At 57.2% G+C, this 14489-nt stretch carries 18 protein-coding genes, 1 tRNA gene and 1 pseudogene; 12 read left to right on the top strand and 8 right to left on the bottom strand.

Annotation, left to right across the window (positions count from 1 at the left end; all coding sequences use genetic code 11):
• Positions 1 to 169: 169 nt before the first annotated feature.
• Both AAYR33_04960 and lysA read right to left on the bottom strand, forming a co-directional pair.
• Positions 170 to 823, bottom strand: coding sequence for a DUF4175 family protein (locus AAYR33_04960; GenBank protein XAO72236.1), 654 nt, complete (start codon positions 821 to 823; stop codon positions 170 to 172).
• Positions 820 to 2163 (bottom strand): diaminopimelate decarboxylase, encoded by a 1344-nt coding sequence (gene lysA, locus AAYR33_04955; protein ID XAO72235.1) that lies wholly within the window; start codon positions 2161 to 2163, stop codon positions 820 to 822. The genes AAYR33_04960 and lysA overlap by 4 nt, the downstream gene beginning before the upstream one ends.
• A gap of 141 nt (positions 2164 to 2304) precedes the next feature.
• Here lysA and AAYR33_04950 point away from each other — a divergent pair, with 141 nt between their 5' ends.
• Positions 2305 to 2700, top strand: a complete 396-nt coding sequence (locus AAYR33_04950; protein XAO72234.1) for a trypsin-like serine protease — start codon at positions 2305 to 2307, stop codon at positions 2698 to 2700.
• Between the two features lie 68 nt (positions 2701 to 2768).
• Positions 2769 to 3020, top strand: a complete 252-nt coding sequence (locus AAYR33_04945) for a hypothetical protein (protein XAO72233.1) — start codon at positions 2769 to 2771, stop codon at positions 3018 to 3020.
• On the opposite strand, the gene AAYR33_04940 is transcribed toward AAYR33_04945, so the two are convergent.
• Both AAYR33_04940 and AAYR33_04935 read right to left on the bottom strand, forming a co-directional pair.
• Positions 2991 to 3067, bottom strand: a tRNA-Arg gene (locus AAYR33_04940). The two genes, AAYR33_04945 and AAYR33_04940, sit on opposite strands and share 30 nt — an antisense overlap.
• A gap of 119 nt (positions 3068 to 3186) precedes the next feature.
• Complete coding sequence (locus AAYR33_04935; GenBank protein ID XAO72232.1) at positions 3187 to 3582, bottom strand: hypothetical protein; 396 nt, start codon at positions 3580 to 3582, stop codon at positions 3187 to 3189.
• A 162-nt stretch (positions 3583 to 3744) separates the two neighbouring features.
• Here AAYR33_04935 and guaA point away from each other — a divergent pair, with 162 nt between their 5' ends.
• Positions 3745 to 5340, top strand: a complete 1596-nt coding sequence (gene guaA, locus AAYR33_04930) for a glutamine-hydrolyzing GMP synthase (GenBank protein ID XAO72231.1) — start codon at positions 3745 to 3747, stop codon at positions 5338 to 5340.
• Between the two features lie 85 nt (positions 5341 to 5425).
• On the opposite strand, the gene AAYR33_04925 is transcribed toward guaA, so the two are convergent.
• Positions 5426 to 6175 carry a hypothetical protein gene (locus AAYR33_04925; protein ID XAO72230.1) on the bottom strand — a complete coding sequence of 250 codons (750 nt, stop codon included), beginning with the start codon at positions 6173 to 6175 and terminating at the stop codon, positions 5426 to 5428.
• Between the two features lie 1067 nt (positions 6176 to 7242).
• Between AAYR33_04925 and AAYR33_04920 the strand changes: the two genes are divergently transcribed.
• Entirely contained in the window at positions 7243 to 7446 is a 204-nt protein-coding gene (locus AAYR33_04920) for an ArsC/Spx/MgsR family protein (protein XAO72229.1), read from the top strand.
• Positions 7447 to 7452: 6 nt separating this feature from the next.
• Here the strand turns inward: AAYR33_04920 and AAYR33_04915 are convergent, their stop codons facing one another.
• Entirely contained in the window at positions 7453 to 8019 is a 567-nt protein-coding gene (locus AAYR33_04915) for an HNH endonuclease (protein ID XAO72228.1), read from the bottom strand.
• Between the two features lie 122 nt (positions 8020 to 8141).
• On the opposite strand from AAYR33_04915, the gene gluQRS reads away from it, so the two are divergent.
• A complete protein-coding gene (gene gluQRS / locus AAYR33_04910) occupies positions 8142 to 8969 on the top strand; it encodes a tRNA glutamyl-Q(34) synthetase GluQRS (GenBank protein XAO72392.1) in 828 nt (275 codons plus the stop codon).
• Here the strand turns inward: gluQRS and AAYR33_04905 are convergent.
• On the bottom strand, positions 8954 to 9091 hold the full coding sequence (locus AAYR33_04905) for a hypothetical protein (protein ID XAO72227.1): 138 nt from the start codon (positions 9089 to 9091) through the stop codon (positions 8954 to 8956). The genes gluQRS and AAYR33_04905 overlap by 16 nt on opposite strands.
• The gene (gene argH / locus AAYR33_04900) at positions 9091 to 10497 is read right to left on the bottom strand and encodes an argininosuccinate lyase (GenBank protein ID XAO72226.1); all 1407 of its coding nucleotides are present in this window, start codon (positions 10495 to 10497) and stop codon (positions 9091 to 9093) included. Before argH ends, AAYR33_04905 begins: the two co-directional genes overlap by 1 nt.
• Before the next feature lie 68 nt (positions 10498 to 10565).
• Between argH and AAYR33_04895 the strand changes: the two genes are divergently transcribed.
• The 7 genes and pseudogenes from AAYR33_04895 (at position 10566) to AAYR33_04865 (ending at position 14487) form a co-directional block, all read left to right on the top strand.
• Positions 10566 to 10799: an N-formylglutamate amidohydrolase gene (locus tag AAYR33_04895; protein ID XAO72225.1), complete on the top strand. Its 234-nt coding sequence runs from the start codon at positions 10566 to 10568 to the stop codon at positions 10797 to 10799.
• Positions 10769 to 11167, top strand: a pseudogene (locus AAYR33_04890) (N-formylglutamate amidohydrolase). Before AAYR33_04895 ends, AAYR33_04890 begins: the two are co-directional and overlap by 31 nt.
• A complete protein-coding gene (locus AAYR33_04885; protein XAO72224.1) occupies positions 11104 to 11325 on the top strand; it encodes a hypothetical protein in 222 nt (73 codons plus the stop codon). Before AAYR33_04890 ends, AAYR33_04885 begins: the two are co-directional and overlap by 64 nt.
• On the top strand, positions 11322 to 12203 hold the full coding sequence (locus tag AAYR33_04880; protein XAO72391.1) for a shikimate dehydrogenase: 882 nt from the start codon (positions 11322 to 11324) through the stop codon (positions 12201 to 12203). The genes AAYR33_04885 and AAYR33_04880 overlap by 4 nt, the downstream gene beginning before the upstream one ends.
• A 2-nt stretch (positions 12204 to 12205) precedes the next feature.
• Positions 12206 to 12787: a dephospho-CoA kinase gene (coaE, locus tag AAYR33_04875; GenBank protein XAO72223.1), complete on the top strand. Its 582-nt coding sequence runs from the start codon at positions 12206 to 12208 to the stop codon at positions 12785 to 12787.
• 1 nt (position 12788) lies between these two features.
• Entirely contained in the window at positions 12789 to 13466 is a 678-nt protein-coding gene (gene dnaQ / locus AAYR33_04870; GenBank protein ID XAO72222.1) for a DNA polymerase III subunit epsilon, read from the top strand.
• Positions 13467 to 13584: 118 nt separating this feature from the next.
• Positions 13585 to 14487: a glycosyltransferase family 9 protein gene (locus AAYR33_04865; protein XAO72221.1), complete on the top strand. Its 903-nt coding sequence runs from the start codon at positions 13585 to 13587 to the stop codon at positions 14485 to 14487.
• Positions 14488 to 14489 lie beyond the last annotated feature (2 nt).

Below are 14489 nucleotides of genomic sequence, written 5' to 3'. Positions count from 1 at the left end.
CATCACCATTTCGTAGGAGCTTCTCCGTCAGACGCCAGGATTGAGGGCCGAGGCGCTCGGTTGTAATCTCGGAATCAACGGCACCGACAAGCCATGGGATAGTGCGCGCCCCGATACCTGAACCTCCAGAGATGCGCCTGATGGCACGGTTACGGAGGCGGCGCCTCCTTCATAATAAATAAGGCGGGCCCGGCGCGTAAGCGGGCGGCGTGACCCAGGCATGGAGTTCAGGGAGGGGCGTGTCAGCATCATCCATCCCTGGGACAAATCCGGCTTCAAGGCGTGAGACAGCGTGAGGCCCGGCACGATAAAGCCCAACCCCGAAAGCCAGAATGCCGATCAGAAACAGGCAAAGTTCCGTGCGCGATATTTGTGGAAGGCGGATTGAGGGACGCAGGATTGCGATGCGCGCCAGGCTGCGCGCGACGTGGATTTTCCAGATTTCCCGGGTCGTCGGGTCAACCGGACGATCCTCCATCGTGGCCAGAGGACGCTCATCAAGGGCGCTGTCCCGCTCCAGCCGGCGGTCGATATACGTCCCTGTTGGACACCGCACGCGATTAAGTCCATGTAGCAACAGCCCGGCAAGAAGCGCCACAAGCGCGAGAGCCACGCCGGAATGAAGCAGGTCCGGGAGAGATTGCGGCACGCGGAAGAGGCTGATGGCCACGTAAAATAGGAAAATAATGGCCGGCCAAACCAACTTCCCGGCAATCCGCTCGCCGAGGATAACCCCTCTCTGCAGGCGCCGCGCACGCGCAATGCGCGTGAGCGTGTGTGACGCACGCTGCTGCGCGGGGCGAACAGGGCGCTGACCTGTCATTCAGCCTTGAACCAATCAGGCAGACGCTCCGCCTCCCAGAGAGTTTCGAGGGTCTGGCGTTGGCGAATCTCAGCCATTTTCCCGTCCTCAATCATGATCTGCGCGGCGAGAGGGCGGGCATTATAGGTTGAGCTCATAACGGCCCCATAGGCGCCTGTGTCTAAAATCGCCAGCAGGTCGCCGCGGGATAGAGGTGGCAAAATGCGATCCGTCGCGAGAATGTCGCCTGTCTCACAAACGGGCCCCGCCAGGGTCTGAGCTTTTTCCGGCTTTTGGGTGGCGCCCGCATGGAGGGGAAGGACATCGTGCCATGCTGCGTATAAAGCCGGGCGGGCGAGGTCGTTCATTGCGGCGTCGATAAACACGAAGTCGCTCCTCGGGGCGGGTTGGGCTTTAACGTCGATCACGCGGGTGAGAAGAATGCCTGTCGGGCCGCTGAGCCATCGCCCGGGCTCAATCGAGATCGCCACATTTAACGTGCCGAGGTGGCTTGCAATCACCCGGGCATAATCGGTGATATCGGGCGGGACCTCCTGATGGTAGCGTATGCCCAGCCCACCGCCACAATCGACATGTTTCACCGCTATGCCATCCGTCCGAAGGTCAGAGATCATCCCTGCCAGTCTCTGACATGCGGCTTCAAAAGGGGCGATGGCGGTAATCTGGCTGCCAATATGCGCCGCGAGACCGATAAAATCGAGGTGCGGGTCCTTGGCGGCCATGCGGCTCAGAGCAAGGGCTTCGCGCCAGTCAATCCCGAACTTATCCCCCTCCCGCCCGGTGCTGATTTTATCATGTGTCCCGGCATCAATATGCGGGTTGACGCGCAAAGCGACTTTCGGGCGTTTGCCAAGGCGCGATGCCAGTGAGGTGAGGCGACCGAGCTCCTCACGGCTTTCCACATTGATGACGCCAATTTCCATTTCAATGGCGAGCGTGAGCTCCGCATCGGTTTTGCCCACGCCGGAAAACACAATGTCACCTGGGGCGATGCCAGCCGCGATGGCTTTGCGTAATTCGCCCCCACTGACGACATCGGCACCAAACCCCTTACGCTGAAGGATGGCGAGAGTTGCGTGGTGGTCATTTGCCTTGACGGCATAATGCATGGAGATGGGCTGACCTCTATCGCTGAAAGCCGCCTTGAGCGCCCGCGCCCGCGCCCGCAGTGTGGAAGCGCTGTAGACCCAGCATGGTGTGTCATATTGCACGACAATATCATGCAGGCGGACGCCGTCAAACATAAGTGCCGCGTGAGAATCATAACGGAGCCACGGGCGTGATTGGAGTATCTCCGAAAGGGACGGTGGTAAATTTAACATCGAGTGCTTTTGCCCCATCCTCAGGCGCGGTGATTTTGACATTCTTGCGGGAGGCTGTGAAGAGTTAACGCGGTGTTGCTGTGCCTTACGCATATACCAGCTTTGACGGATTTTGGGAAAACGCGAATGAGGATGAGGCGCCGAACCCGATGGCATGACGTGGTGGCATCGTTGCTGGGTGGGCTGATGGTGTTCGTCTCGGCCGGGCGCGCCGTGGCCGAAACGGACGGGTTGCGCCCGGCCCATTTTGATAAGCGACATCGCGTGGATGTCACGCAGCCGCCCTGGCTTATACTGGGACGCTTACAAACTGAACTCGGGACGCGCTGCACGGGCTTCTTCATTGCGCCCAATGTGGTGATGACTGCAGCACACTGCTTATGGCTGGAGGAAAGCGGGCATTACATCCGGCCGCATTCCGTGCATTTTCTGCGAGCTTACCATCGCGGTCATTTCGCTGCGGAAGCGCGCCATCCACATTATTATCGCACCCGGCTTCGACCCGACCCGCGCCATCGCCACCGCCCAGGCCGATCGGGCGACGATAGTTCTTGAACGCCCGATGGTTACGAGTGCCGACATCCTACCCGTTCTGACGCCGCGTGCGGGGGATAATGCGGTGATTGTGGGTTTATGAACAGGACTTCTCCGAAATCGCACGCGGCGACCAGAATTGCCACGTCACGGCCGTGTCCGGCCGGTTAATTCGCCATAATTGCACCACAACCCACGGCGTGAGCGGCGCCCCGATCATGATCCGGCGGGACGGGGAGTGGGCGATCGGGGGGGATGACGACGCTGTCGGACGGGGAAGGTGGTGGTGCGAGGGTGGGGTTGTGGTAGTCTGGCGCACCCGAAAGGACTCGAACCTCTAACCCCCAGATTCGTAGTCTGGTGCTCTATCCAATTGAGCTACGGGTGCGTCGAGGCGGGATTTTAGAGGAATATCTGGCAAACGGCAAGTGGGAAAAAGCTTTTTCTGCCCTGACGCGCGTTTTTTGCGGCAGATGCTGGTCAGGGCAGGGCTTTCCGGTGCGATTTTTAGGCGTGGGTGCGTGTCATGACGATGTGGGCGCGGCAGGTCGGGGTGGCGTAGATGCCGCCGATGGCGTTCCCCACCGGGTGCCCACGAAACACCATGCGATACGGCTTATGGTTTGTATCCGGATGGGTGAAGCTGGCGGTAAGCACGTCTTTGGACTTGCCACGCACACCCCGCAGCAGAACGGACCCACCCGCAGGCGCAAACAGGATCGTTTCATCCTCAATCTGCAGCAGCGAGTTATCGCCGTCGGGGCACTGTCCCTGTTCGGTCACGAGCGCGCCGGACCATCTGCCGCGTGGGTCTTTGGAAGGTGAGGGCCCCTGCCCACCGGAACAGGCCGTCAGGGCGATGAAGCTGGCGAAGGCGAGGCGGCACTTGATGGCGTGGGACATGTGTCATCCTGATCAAAATATCGAACCTCCCGCCAGCCTATCAGGAAACGCGCTGCAGATCTCAATATCCCTGCGTGAAGTGGCGTGATTTGGGTGACGGGTTTATAAGAAAGCTGTATACTGACCTTCTCGACCGCCCTTGCCAAGACGCGAAAGTGAAGAATGAGCCTGCCTGAACCCCGTGCGATGCACGATCTCGACGTCCGACTCCATGAAGACCGCATCCTGATCCTGGATTTCGGCAGTCAGGTGACACAGCTCATCGCCCGCCGCGTGCGGGAGAGCGGGATTTATTGTGAGATCTGGCCTTTCACAACCGACATCACCCGGCTTTCCGATTTTGCACCGCGCGGGATCATCCTCTCTGGCGGGCCGGCAAGTGTGCATGACCCCGATGCGCCGCGCATCCCGGAAGAGATTTTTGCGCTCAATGTGCCGATTTTGGGCATTTGCTACGGCCAGCAGGCGCTGTGCGCGCAGCTCGGCGGAGCTGTCGAATCGCATGAGCATCGCGAGTTTGGCTGCGCTTTTATCGAAATCGTCGATGATTGCGCGCTTTTCCGCGGGGCCTGGGCGCGTGGCCATCGGGAGCAAGTTTGGATGAACCATGGTGACCGCGTCACGAAGATCCCGTCCGGCTTTACGGCGGTTGCGGTTTCTGAAGGGGCGCCATTCGCCATTATCGCCGACGAGAGCCGCCGGATTTACGGGGTGCAGTTCCACCCCGAAGTCGTGCACACCCCCCATGGCGCGGCCTTGCTGCGCAACTTCACGCATGGTGTGGCGGGGTGCAAAGGCACCTGGACGATGGCCGGTTTCCGCGACCTGGAAATCGCGCGTATTCGCCAGCAGGTGGGGGAAGGGCGCGTTATTTGCGGCCTTTCCGGTGGGGTTGATTCGTCGGTTGCGGCCAAGCTGATCCATGAGGCGGTGGGTGACCAATTGACATGCATCTTCGTTGACCCCGGTTTGCTGCGCGCCGGTGAGGCGGAAGAAGTCGTCAGGACTTTCCGCGGGCGGTTCAACATACAGCTCGTGCATCGTGATGTGTCGGAATTATTCCTCAACGCGTTGGCAGGGGTGACGGACCCGGAGACGAAACGCAAAACCATCGGGCGCCTGTTTGTTGAAGTTTTTGAGGAAGAGGCCGCGAAACTTGGGGGCGCGCAGTTCCTCGCGCAGGGGACGCTTTACCCGGATGTGATTGAATCTGTTAGCTTTACCGGCGGACCTTCCGTCACGATCAAATCCCACCATAATGTGGGCGGCCTGCCCGAACGCATGAAAATGAGCCTCGTCGAGCCCCTGCGCGAGTTGTTCAAGGATGAAGTGCGCGGATTAGGGCGGGAATTGGGCCTGCCGGACATCGTGATCAACCGCCATCCCTTCCCCGGGCCGGGCCTCGCCATCCGCGTACCGGGCGATATCACGCGTGAGAAGCTGGACCTGCTGCGGAAGGTCGATACGATTTACCTTGAGGAAATCCGCAATGCCGGGCTGTACGATGCGATTTGGCAGGCTTTCGCGGTGCTTCTGCCCGTGCGCACGGTCGGCGTCATGGGCGATGGCCGCACCTACGACCAAGCCTGCGCCCTCCGCGCCGTCACCAGCAGCGACGGCATGACCGCCGAAGTCTACCCCTTCGACTTCGCCTTCCTCAACCGCGTCGCGGGGCGCATTGTCAATGAAGTGCGGGGGATTAACCGGGTGACTTACGATATCACATCGAAGCCGCCGGGGACAATTGAGTGGGAATAAGGGGGGATTTACTTGATTGCCCTCGATGCCGCTATGACCGTGAGACGGTCAAGCTCTTTCTCACACCCTCAAGCTGCATCCCGGATTACTGGTTTACCGAAACGAGCGGTTGCTCCGCATCGCCCTCCGGCGTCGAGAGACTTTCCTGTTGCCTCGCGTCCCTAAAGATGACGCTGTTCACCAAACCTTTTCCGAGAAAGTCGACCAACATGTTTGAAGTGTCGACATCCTCGTTCTGTAACTGCGCTATCGCCTTGCCAACCACTACTTCCCAAGGTTTTTTGCAACCGGCAATCTCGCAAATGATTTGATGTAAATCCTTGATCTTATTGTGTCGAAGTCGATCCTCTGACTCGATCAATTTTTTCAGTAAATGGATGCTTTTACGCTCGGGGTTTCCTCCTATCCATTTTGATGCGGAACCGGAAAAATTGTCCCAATCTGTTTCCATGATTAAGAGACACGGTTCAGTCACGAGTAAGTTTTCGATCGCGTAGCATTGCAAGAAAAATCTTTTTAGAGGCGGCCTCGGCTCAAGTGGCTTATCGATCACCCCATCTCCATCACGTATCGAGAAGGCGACAGAATCATCGTACAATGCTTTGAGAAGCTTGATGAACTCATCCTCCAAGCCTCTTAACCGCTGTGTGCCATCAGCCACGATAGGAAAAACTTTGATTTTACCTAGCGACGCTCTTGCAGCCTGCTGCCAAACGCGTTCATCATCGTCTCCCTCAACCAAAAGCGGTGCAACGTCACTCAAACACAATGAGAGAGGGTGGCCGAGGAACGGCCCAACTCTTCTCAATTTGTCGTTGACCAAACTCGACTCCACAGTATCCTCTCCGAGGTTTTTATGCCAACCGACACGTCGAGTGAGCTAGCAAAAGAGCAAACCAATGAACTACTATGAGTGGCGATGCAGATTGCAATTCTATTTCGCATACTCTGAAACTCTTCGAGCATGGCGAGGATCAATTTTTCAATTCGAGTTTGAAGATCAGGATGGAGATGAACATCTGGATCATCGAGGAGCAATACGTTGAATTTGGATTCGTCCAAAGTGTCGAAAAAGTAAAAAATTTCGGTCGCAAGAGTGACCACTTCTGATTCCCCACTGCTAATGTTTCGAGGTTCGATGACCTTTTCGTTATTGAGAGAATAAAATTCGAAATCTTTATTACCCATTTTTAGAACAATATTCGAAAGAAATTCGTTTATCTTATGCAAACGATCCGTCTCGAAGCTTCGTCTCGGATCTGATCGAAGTTCGGGAGTACGAAGAATTCGCCTATTGTACAAATTTTCAAGTTGCTGAAGCAAAACCACTGAAGCAGCTTTAAACTGATCTACTTGATTTTGTCTCCGATTCCCCTCAAGTCATCTAGGATTGAATCTCATGTTGGAGATGACGCTCCCTTCAGGTTTGAAGGATCCTGCTCGTTCCGGGCTGATATACCTGACGTTCCAAGGGCTCACCCCTTCGTTGGAGAACGTCTCAAGTCCACGAAGGAAGCGACTTTACCCGAGCCATTACGGCCCACTATGATATTATTTTGTTGAGGTTAATGAGGTGAGCACTTTGTCCTTTCAACTCTTTAAAACTCAACGTCGTTCCCTCCCTCATTCCCTACCGTCATAATAATAGTTAACGAAATACCCAGGGTGCAAGGTCGAGCTGATAAGATTAAGGTTTGCTCTTTGTCCGTTCCAGGCAACAAATGAGGTCCCCCATGCCCCCAACTCCACCCCCGCCCTCTACGGCATTCCCAACTGCGGCAGCGTCAAAAAGGCGCGGGCCTGGCTGGAGGCGCAAGGTGTCGACTATCGGTTCATCGACTTCAAAAAGACACCCCCATCGACTCCCAACTTACGGTTTGGGCGGCAAAACTCGGGTGGGAGGTGCTGTTAAATCGTCGGGGGACGACGTTTCGGGGGTTGGCGGAAGGGGAGAAGGCGCAGCTAGACGCCGCGAGGGCCAGGGCGCTGATGCTGAAATACCCATCCCTCATCAAACGCCCCGTGCTCGAGTCCGGTCAGGGCGGAATGACGGTTGGGTTTGACGTCGCCACCTATGAGGCGCTCTTCCCAGCCGAAAGCGTCTGAAAAAACTCAGCTCTCCAGCACGGAATCCCAATATAGATAATCGCGCCAGCTTTCATGCAGGTAATTGGGCGGAAAATGTCGGCCATTCGCCTGCAAACGTCGCGTCGTGGGGCGCATCGGGCGGGAGAGGGGGGTCATAGCGATGTCTTCCGGCATTCTGCCCCCCTTTGCGAGGTTACACGGGCTACAGGCCGTCACGACATTTTCCCAGCTTGTACGCCCACCGCGGCAGCGCGGGATGACATGGTCAAAAGTGAGTTCCTGCGCCGGAAGGCGCGCATGGCAATATTGGCAGCGAAAATTATCGCGCAGAAACACATTAAACCTTGTAAAGGCCGGCTGACGCGCTGTCTCGACAAATTCCTTGAGGGCGATCACACTCGGAACGGTTAGGGTGCAGCTCGTGGAGTGCACCTCAACCCCTTCATATTCACTCAGGACTGTGACACGATCCAGAAAGACGGCACGTATGGCATCCTGCAATGACCAGAGCGACAGAGGAAAATAGGAGAGTGGGCGGAAATCGGCGTTCAACACCAAAGCGGGATAGTGTCGATAACTGCCTGTAAGCATGCACATCCTCCCAGCGACCGGCGGGGGGCGACGCGCACCATTTTTGCATGGCTTTTTGACATCGTCTTAACCGTCACTCCTCACACTATTTCAGTTTTCGCCCGAAAGGGCAAGGAGGGCGCATTTCAGACCATTTTGTAACGCGTTTTGCGCCCAGCCCGACAGGTTACTTTCATATCGGGCATGTGGCTTCCGCGCTTTTCGCCCGGCGGAAGGCCGGGCAGGCGGGCCGTTATCTCGTGCGCATCGAGGATATCGACGCCTCCAAGTGCCGGGCTGAATATGCTGCTTCAATATTTGAGGATCTCACCTGGCTCGGCCTGTCGTCCGATGCGCCGCCTTTTTACCAATCCCGTAACATGCCGCGTTACCAGGCTGCTTTGTGCGTCCTGAAGTCACGCCACCTCATTTATCCCTGCACCTGTACACGGCAGGAGGTCGCCCAGAAAGCGTTCGGGCGGGACTCGGATGGGAGTCCCCTTTATAACGGACATTGCAGAATGCGCGGCTGCAACCTTGACCGCCCGCCCCTCTGGCGGCTCAACATGGCGCGGGCGTTGGATGTGATCTGCCACATGCCGGGATGGCAGAAAGTCGGAGAAGGGTATGTTTCCGGCGCGGCGGCCTCTTATGGCGATGTAATCCTCGCACGGCGGGATAATGGCGTGTCCTATCATCTTTGCGTCACATGTGACGATGCGGACCAGAATGTTACCTGTGTGACGCGCGGGGCCGATCTGCGCTCCGCGACTTCAGTGTATCGCGTGCTGCAACAGTTGCTGTCATTCCCGGAGCCCGTTTATGCACATCACCCCCTCACCTTTGACGAGATGGGACGCAAACTCTCAAAAAGCACCCATGCACCCGCCATCAGGGAGATACGGCGCGACAGGGCTCATATAGCTGACATTATTGCAATGGGTGAGGCCGTACTTCACTCAACCGGGTAATCGCGCGGGAAGATTTGCTCACCCGGCCCACCCGGACTGTGCGGGGCGCCTTTTTTGCCGCAACCTGTCAATGTCATGGCCGTGAGGGTGATGATCAGCGAGATAATCAAACCATGTCTCATCATTCTTCTCCCAGAATATCGCACCATCTCTGCGCCTCACGCGCGACATTTTCAGGGGCTGTGCCGCCAAAGCTCCGACGTGAGGCAAGCGATGATTCAACCGTCAGCACGCCGTAAACCCCCTCGTGAATTTCCGGCGCGACTTTCTGCATTTCGGCCAGGGAGAGTTCAGCGAGATCGACCTTCTTCCTCTCCGCGATGCTGACAAGCTGCCCGGTAATGTGATGCGCGGTGCGGAAGGGGAGTTTCAATGCCCGCACCAGCCAGTCCGCCAGGTCCGTCGCGGTTGAGAACCCGGCAGCGGCGTAATGGCGCATGACTTCGGGCGCGGCCTTAAGGTCGCGGATCATGCCTTCCATCGCGGCGAGGGACAGGGTCGTGGCTTCCGTCGCGTCAAAAACCGGCTCTTTATCCTCCTGCGAGTCCTTTGCGTAAGCAAGGGGCAGGCCTTTCATGACCATCAGGAGTGAGAGATAATCCCCGCTGATGCGGCCGATTTTGGCACGGATCAACTCCGCCGCATCCGGGTTACGCTTTTGCGACATGATGGACGAGCCCGTTGTGAACGCATCGGACAGGGTCACGAATTGAAACGGGGCTGAACACCAGATAACGATTTCCTCAGCCAGGCGCGATAAATGCATGGCGAGGAGGTTGAGGGCCGAGAGATACTCCAAGGCGAAATCACGGTCCGAGACAGCATCGAGGGAGTTGCGTGTCGGACGGTCAAAACCCAGCTCCCGCGCTGTCATCTCACGGTCAATGGGGAAGGACGTGCCTGCCAGCGCGGCGGAACCCAGCGGGCATTCATTTAGGCGCGCGCGCGCATCTTGCAGCCGCCCCTTATCACGCACCAACATCTCCACATAAGCAAGCAAATGATGCCCGAAGGTGATGGGTTGGGCGGCCTGCAAATGGGTGAAGCCAGGCATCGGGGTGGCGGCATACTCACATGCACGCTGTGCGAGGGCGCGCATGAGGGATGTGACCTGCGCTGACAGGCTGTCAATCGCATCCCGCGTCCATAAGCGGAAATCTGTCGCAACCTGGTCATTGCGTGACCGCGCTGTATGCAGACGCTTCCCGGCCTCGCCAATTTTTTTTGATAGGCGCGCTTCGATATTCATGTGAATATCTTCCAGGGTCGCTGAAAATTCAAAGCGCCCTTCCGCGATGTCAGTGGCGATGATGTTCAGCCCGTCTTCAATGGCCTTGGCATCTTCGGGTGAGAGGATGCCGACATGCGCGAGCATCTTTGCATGGGCGAGAGACCCGCGAATATCCTGCCGCCAGAGGCGCTGGTCAAAGCCGATCGATGCATTGATATCGCGCATGATATCGGCAGGGCCACCGGCAAAACGGCCGCCCCATTGTGGATTGGCAAGGCAGGATTTATAATCAGGCACGTTCAATTCCAAAACTTGCGAGGAGTGTTCGGCAGCAACGTAATGTTTTCACGCCGATCACGCAATTCATGACTTTAACTCCCCTTCTGATGGATGACGCACCCGCGCCCTTCATCCTCCACCCCGCGACATATGACGTGCCTTTCATTCTCGTATGCGACCATGCGGGGAAGCGCATCCCTGAGAGATTAGGTGATCTCGGCGTGCCGGAGGCGGATCGCACGCGGCATATTGCCTGGGATATCGGCATTGCCGGGGTCGCGCGGCGCCTGTGCATGCGGCTTTGGGCGCAACCCTCATAGAGCAGGTTTATTCCCGCCTCGTCATTGATTGTAACCGGGTGCCGGGTCACGACACCTCTATCCTGTCCCACTCGGATCAAACGGTCATCAGCGGGAATTAAAATTTGAGCGATGATGAACGGTGTCAGCGTGAGCGGGAAATTTTCCGCCCCTATCATGATTGCATCACGCAGCAACTTGCGACGACTGATCCGCAAAAATGCGCCATGATCTCGCTGCACAGCTTCATCCCGGCCTGGCAGGGGCAGAATCGGGCCTGGGGTGCGGGGTGCTTTTCCATAAGAATGCCGTTTCCGCTGAGATTATGCATCATCTCCTTGTCGAGAGAGGCGGATGGGTGGTCGGAAAAAACGAACCCTATCGGATGACGGCGACTTCAGATTATACGATACCTTATCACGCGGAGACACGCGGCATGCCTTATCTTGAAATCGAGATCAGGCAGGATCTCATCGCAGACGAGGCAGGACAGGAAAATTGGGCAGCGATCCTGACGCAGTTATTGCCGATATATTGGCGCAGATGATCGGCGTGCGTCCCGTTGCAGCACGCTTCCGTCTGACGGAGTCCTTCGGCGGCACCCTTCCTCAGCTTGCGGGCGTTGTGGGTTGGCCGCTAAAACACACATTGTCACCCGCCCTGCATAATGGCTGGCTCCGGCGCTATGATATTTCCGGATATTACCTGAAACTTCCTCTCGCACCGGAAAATTTCAAAGCCGGGATCGATTTGCTTCAGCACCTCGGTTTCCGGGGCGTCAATGTCACCATTCCGCATAAAGAAGAAGCTTTTCAAATTGCAACGCGGAAATCGGAGATCGCACGTCAATGCGGCTCCGTCAATACGTTGGTTTTTGGCGATCATGGCGAGATCTTCGAGGACAGCACGGACGGGGCCGGGTTCTGTGAGAACCTTCGCGCGCATGGTGTCGCGCTTAAAGGGCGCGCGCTCATCCTTGGCGCTGGCGGCGCAGCGCGCGCAATCTGCGCGGCTTTGATGAAGGAAGGGTGCGACGTCATCATCGCCAATCGCTCCGCAACGCGCGCCGAAGCCTTATGCGCGCATCTGCACGGTCTTCGCCACGTCAATTGGGATGGCTGGCCGTCTCACCTTGGTGAGGTTGATTTGCTGGTCAACACGACGTCTTTGGGCATGCAGGGCGCAGCTGAATATGACTGGGCAGATGCCTTATCGAAGGCGCGGGATGATCTAAGCGTGGCCGATATTGTCTACGTCCCGCTTGAGACGTCACTCCTTCGCCAGGCGCGACGGCGCGGTTTGCGCACGGTTGACGGGCTGGGGATGCTGATTGAGCAGGCGCGGGTCGGGTTCCGCGCCTGGTTCGGGAAAGACCCCCAGGCGGATGAGATAACACGTCATGCCCTCCTCGGGGCGCTCGGGTGATCGTGATCGGCCTGACGGGTGCGACGGGGGCAGGTAAGTCCACGATCGCCGCGCGCCTGCACCGCAAGGGCTGGCCGGTTTTCGATGCGGATAAAGTGGTGCACCGCATGCAGGGTCGCAACGGAATCGCTATGGGGATGATCGGACAGCTTTGGCCCGATGTCATCGTTGATGGCGCCGTGGATCGCGCGCGGCTGCGCCGGCATGTTACCCAGGATCATCACGCGCTTAAAAAGCTTGAGCATATTATGCACCCTCTCGTGAAAGAAGCTCGCAAAAAATTCCTCCGTTCCATGCGGGCTGCGCATCAAAGAGTCTGTGTCCTTGATATTCCCCTCCTAATCGAGACCAACGCGCATAAGGATTGCGATATTGTGATCGTCGCGGAGGCTCCTCTCGCCGCGCGGGTGGCGCGCATTCACCGTCGCGGTAAAATGACGGGGGCGGAGGCCCGCGCTTTATTGGCGCGGCAGGCCACGGATGAAGCGCGTCGACGCGTGGCGGACATTGTCATTCACACGGGTTTATCGCAGAGTGATGCCGTCAGGATGCTTAAAAAAGCTCTTTTCAGACTGGGATTATAGGATGAAGCGATCAGTACTTTTCGATACGGAGACAACAGGGCTCGACCCCGCAACAGGGGATCGCGTCATTGAGATCGCCGCTATTGAACTGATCGATGATCTGCCAACGGGTGAGGTCTATCACACGCTTGTGGACCCGGAGCGGGATGTCCCGCCCGAATCAAGCCGCGTGCATGGCTTCACACGGGAGGACCTCGTCGGCAAGCCCAAATTCGGGGAGATTGCGCAGGGATTTCTCGATTTCATCGGGGAGGATGAACTCATCGCGCATAATGCGCCATTCGATTTCGGCTTCGTCAATGCGGAACTGGCATTGTGCAAAAAACCACCGCTTGATCGTCAGCGTATGGTCGACACGCTGATTATTGCCAAAAAGCGATTTCCCGGATTACCGAATAATCTTGACGCCTTATGCCGCCGCTATAATATCGATCTTTCCGAGCGCACGACCCATAACGCCCTGCTGGATTGCCGCCTCCTCGCGGAAGTTTATGTCGAGCTCATGGGTGGTCGCCAGCGCGGGCTGGGGCTGACGGTGACGACAGGCGGCGGCAGGGTGGTGAAATATGAGCGGAACCGTCACCGCCAGGCCCGACTTATACCGCCACCGGACGCAGCGACGGAGGATGCCCATCGCGCTTTTATCGCCCGTATGAAAAATCCTTTATGGAAAAGGTGAGGCTAAGCGTCTAAAAATTGGTTTTTATTTGATTTATATAATGCCAGACACAACCCCATTCCCAGCGGAAAATCCGGTTTCCTGATTCGCGCTTCTCGCCGAGATTGAGGAATTTGTTTTGAAACAACTTTTGTTCATCACGGGTAACCGTCTTGGGGATGTCGTGATCTCCACCGGATTGTTACGCGCGTTTCAAAATCGCTATGGCGATGCGCAGGTCACCATTGTCTGTGGACCTGTCGCGGCCAGCCTGTTTGATTGCTGGCCGGGTGTCGACCGCGTCATACGACTTGAAAAGAAACGGTTCGATCTCCACTGGCTGAAATTATGGCGTGACTGCTTCCCGACGCGATGGGACCATATTGTTGACCTTCGCGGATCAGCCATGAGCTATCTTCTCAATGCCAGGGCGCGTTCCATTTCCCGCGGGGGGCGCAAGGCCGGATTACGGCTTCATCATCATGGTACCCTTCTGCAATGCTGCCCGACTCCCCAGCCGGAAGTTCATACGACGGAAAAACATCGGCAGAAGGCCAGAACGCTCCTGCCGAAAGGTCCAACCTGGATCGCGATTGCGCCAACCGCCAATTGGTGCGGCAAGATCTGGCCCGCATCGTCTTTCAGAGCGCTCTGCGAACGTTTCATCCGCGATGGTTACCGGATCGCGGTCTTTTACGGCCCCGGATCACAGGAAAAAGCCCGGGCCGCACCGTTTCTTGCTGAACCTGCCTGCTATCACGTCGATGTGGGCGGGGAACGCGCCCTGCCTGAAGTGATCGCTATGCTGCAAAGGTGCAGCGCCTTTATCGGCAATGACTCCGGCCTTATGCATCTGGCCGCGGCGGCGGGCACGCCGACAATCGGGTTGTTTGGCCCCTCACGTGCTTCCGAATATGCCCCCTCCGGCCCCTGCGCGACCTACATTCAGGCGGAAGGCCCGGAGGGAGAGGCACCGATTGACGGGATTTCCGTTGACAAAGTCTTTGACGTCGCTTGCGATTTACTTCGGCGCGGTCAATAACG

Source organism: Acetobacteraceae bacterium (assembly GCA_039613835.1).
Lineage (GTDB): Bacteria > Pseudomonadota > Alphaproteobacteria > Acetobacterales > Acetobacteraceae > Sorlinia.
The sequence above is the reverse complement of the archived record's forward strand: the minus strand, read 5'-3'. Positions and strand labels throughout refer to the sequence as shown.

Bases quoted from the DNA above. Each gene is read 5' to 3' on its own strand.
- AAYR33_04960 (XAO72236.1), bottom strand. From the start codon at position 823: ATGACAGGTCAGCGCCCTGTTCGCCCCGCGCAGCAGCGTGCGTCACAC.
- lysA (XAO72235.1), bottom strand. From the start codon at position 2,163: ATGGGGCAAAAGCACTCGATGTTAAATTTACCACCGTCCCTTTCGGAG.
- AAYR33_04935 (XAO72232.1), bottom strand. From the start codon at position 3,582: ATGTCCCACGCCATCAAGTGCCGCCTCGCCTTCGCCAGCTTCATCGCC.
- guaA (XAO72231.1), top strand. From the start codon at position 3,745: ATGAGCCTGCCTGAACCCCGTGCGATGCACGATCTCGACGTCCGACTC.
- AAYR33_04915 (XAO72228.1), bottom strand. From the start codon at position 8,019: ATGCTTACAGGCAGTTATCGACACTATCCCGCTTTGGTGTTGAACGCC.
- AAYR33_04905 (XAO72227.1), bottom strand. From the start codon at position 9,091: ATGAGACATGGTTTGATTATCTCGCTGATCATCACCCTCACGGCCATG.
- AAYR33_04895 (XAO72225.1), top strand. From the start codon at position 10,566: ATGACTTTAACTCCCCTTCTGATGGATGACGCACCCGCGCCCTTCATC.
- AAYR33_04885 (XAO72224.1), top strand. From the start codon at position 11,104: ATGCATCATCTCCTTGTCGAGAGAGGCGGATGGGTGGTCGGAAAAAAC.
- AAYR33_04880 (XAO72391.1), top strand. From the start codon at position 11,322: ATGATCGGCGTGCGTCCCGTTGCAGCACGCTTCCGTCTGACGGAGTCC.
- dnaQ (XAO72222.1), top strand. From the start codon at position 12,789: ATGAAGCGATCAGTACTTTTCGATACGGAGACAACAGGGCTCGACCCC.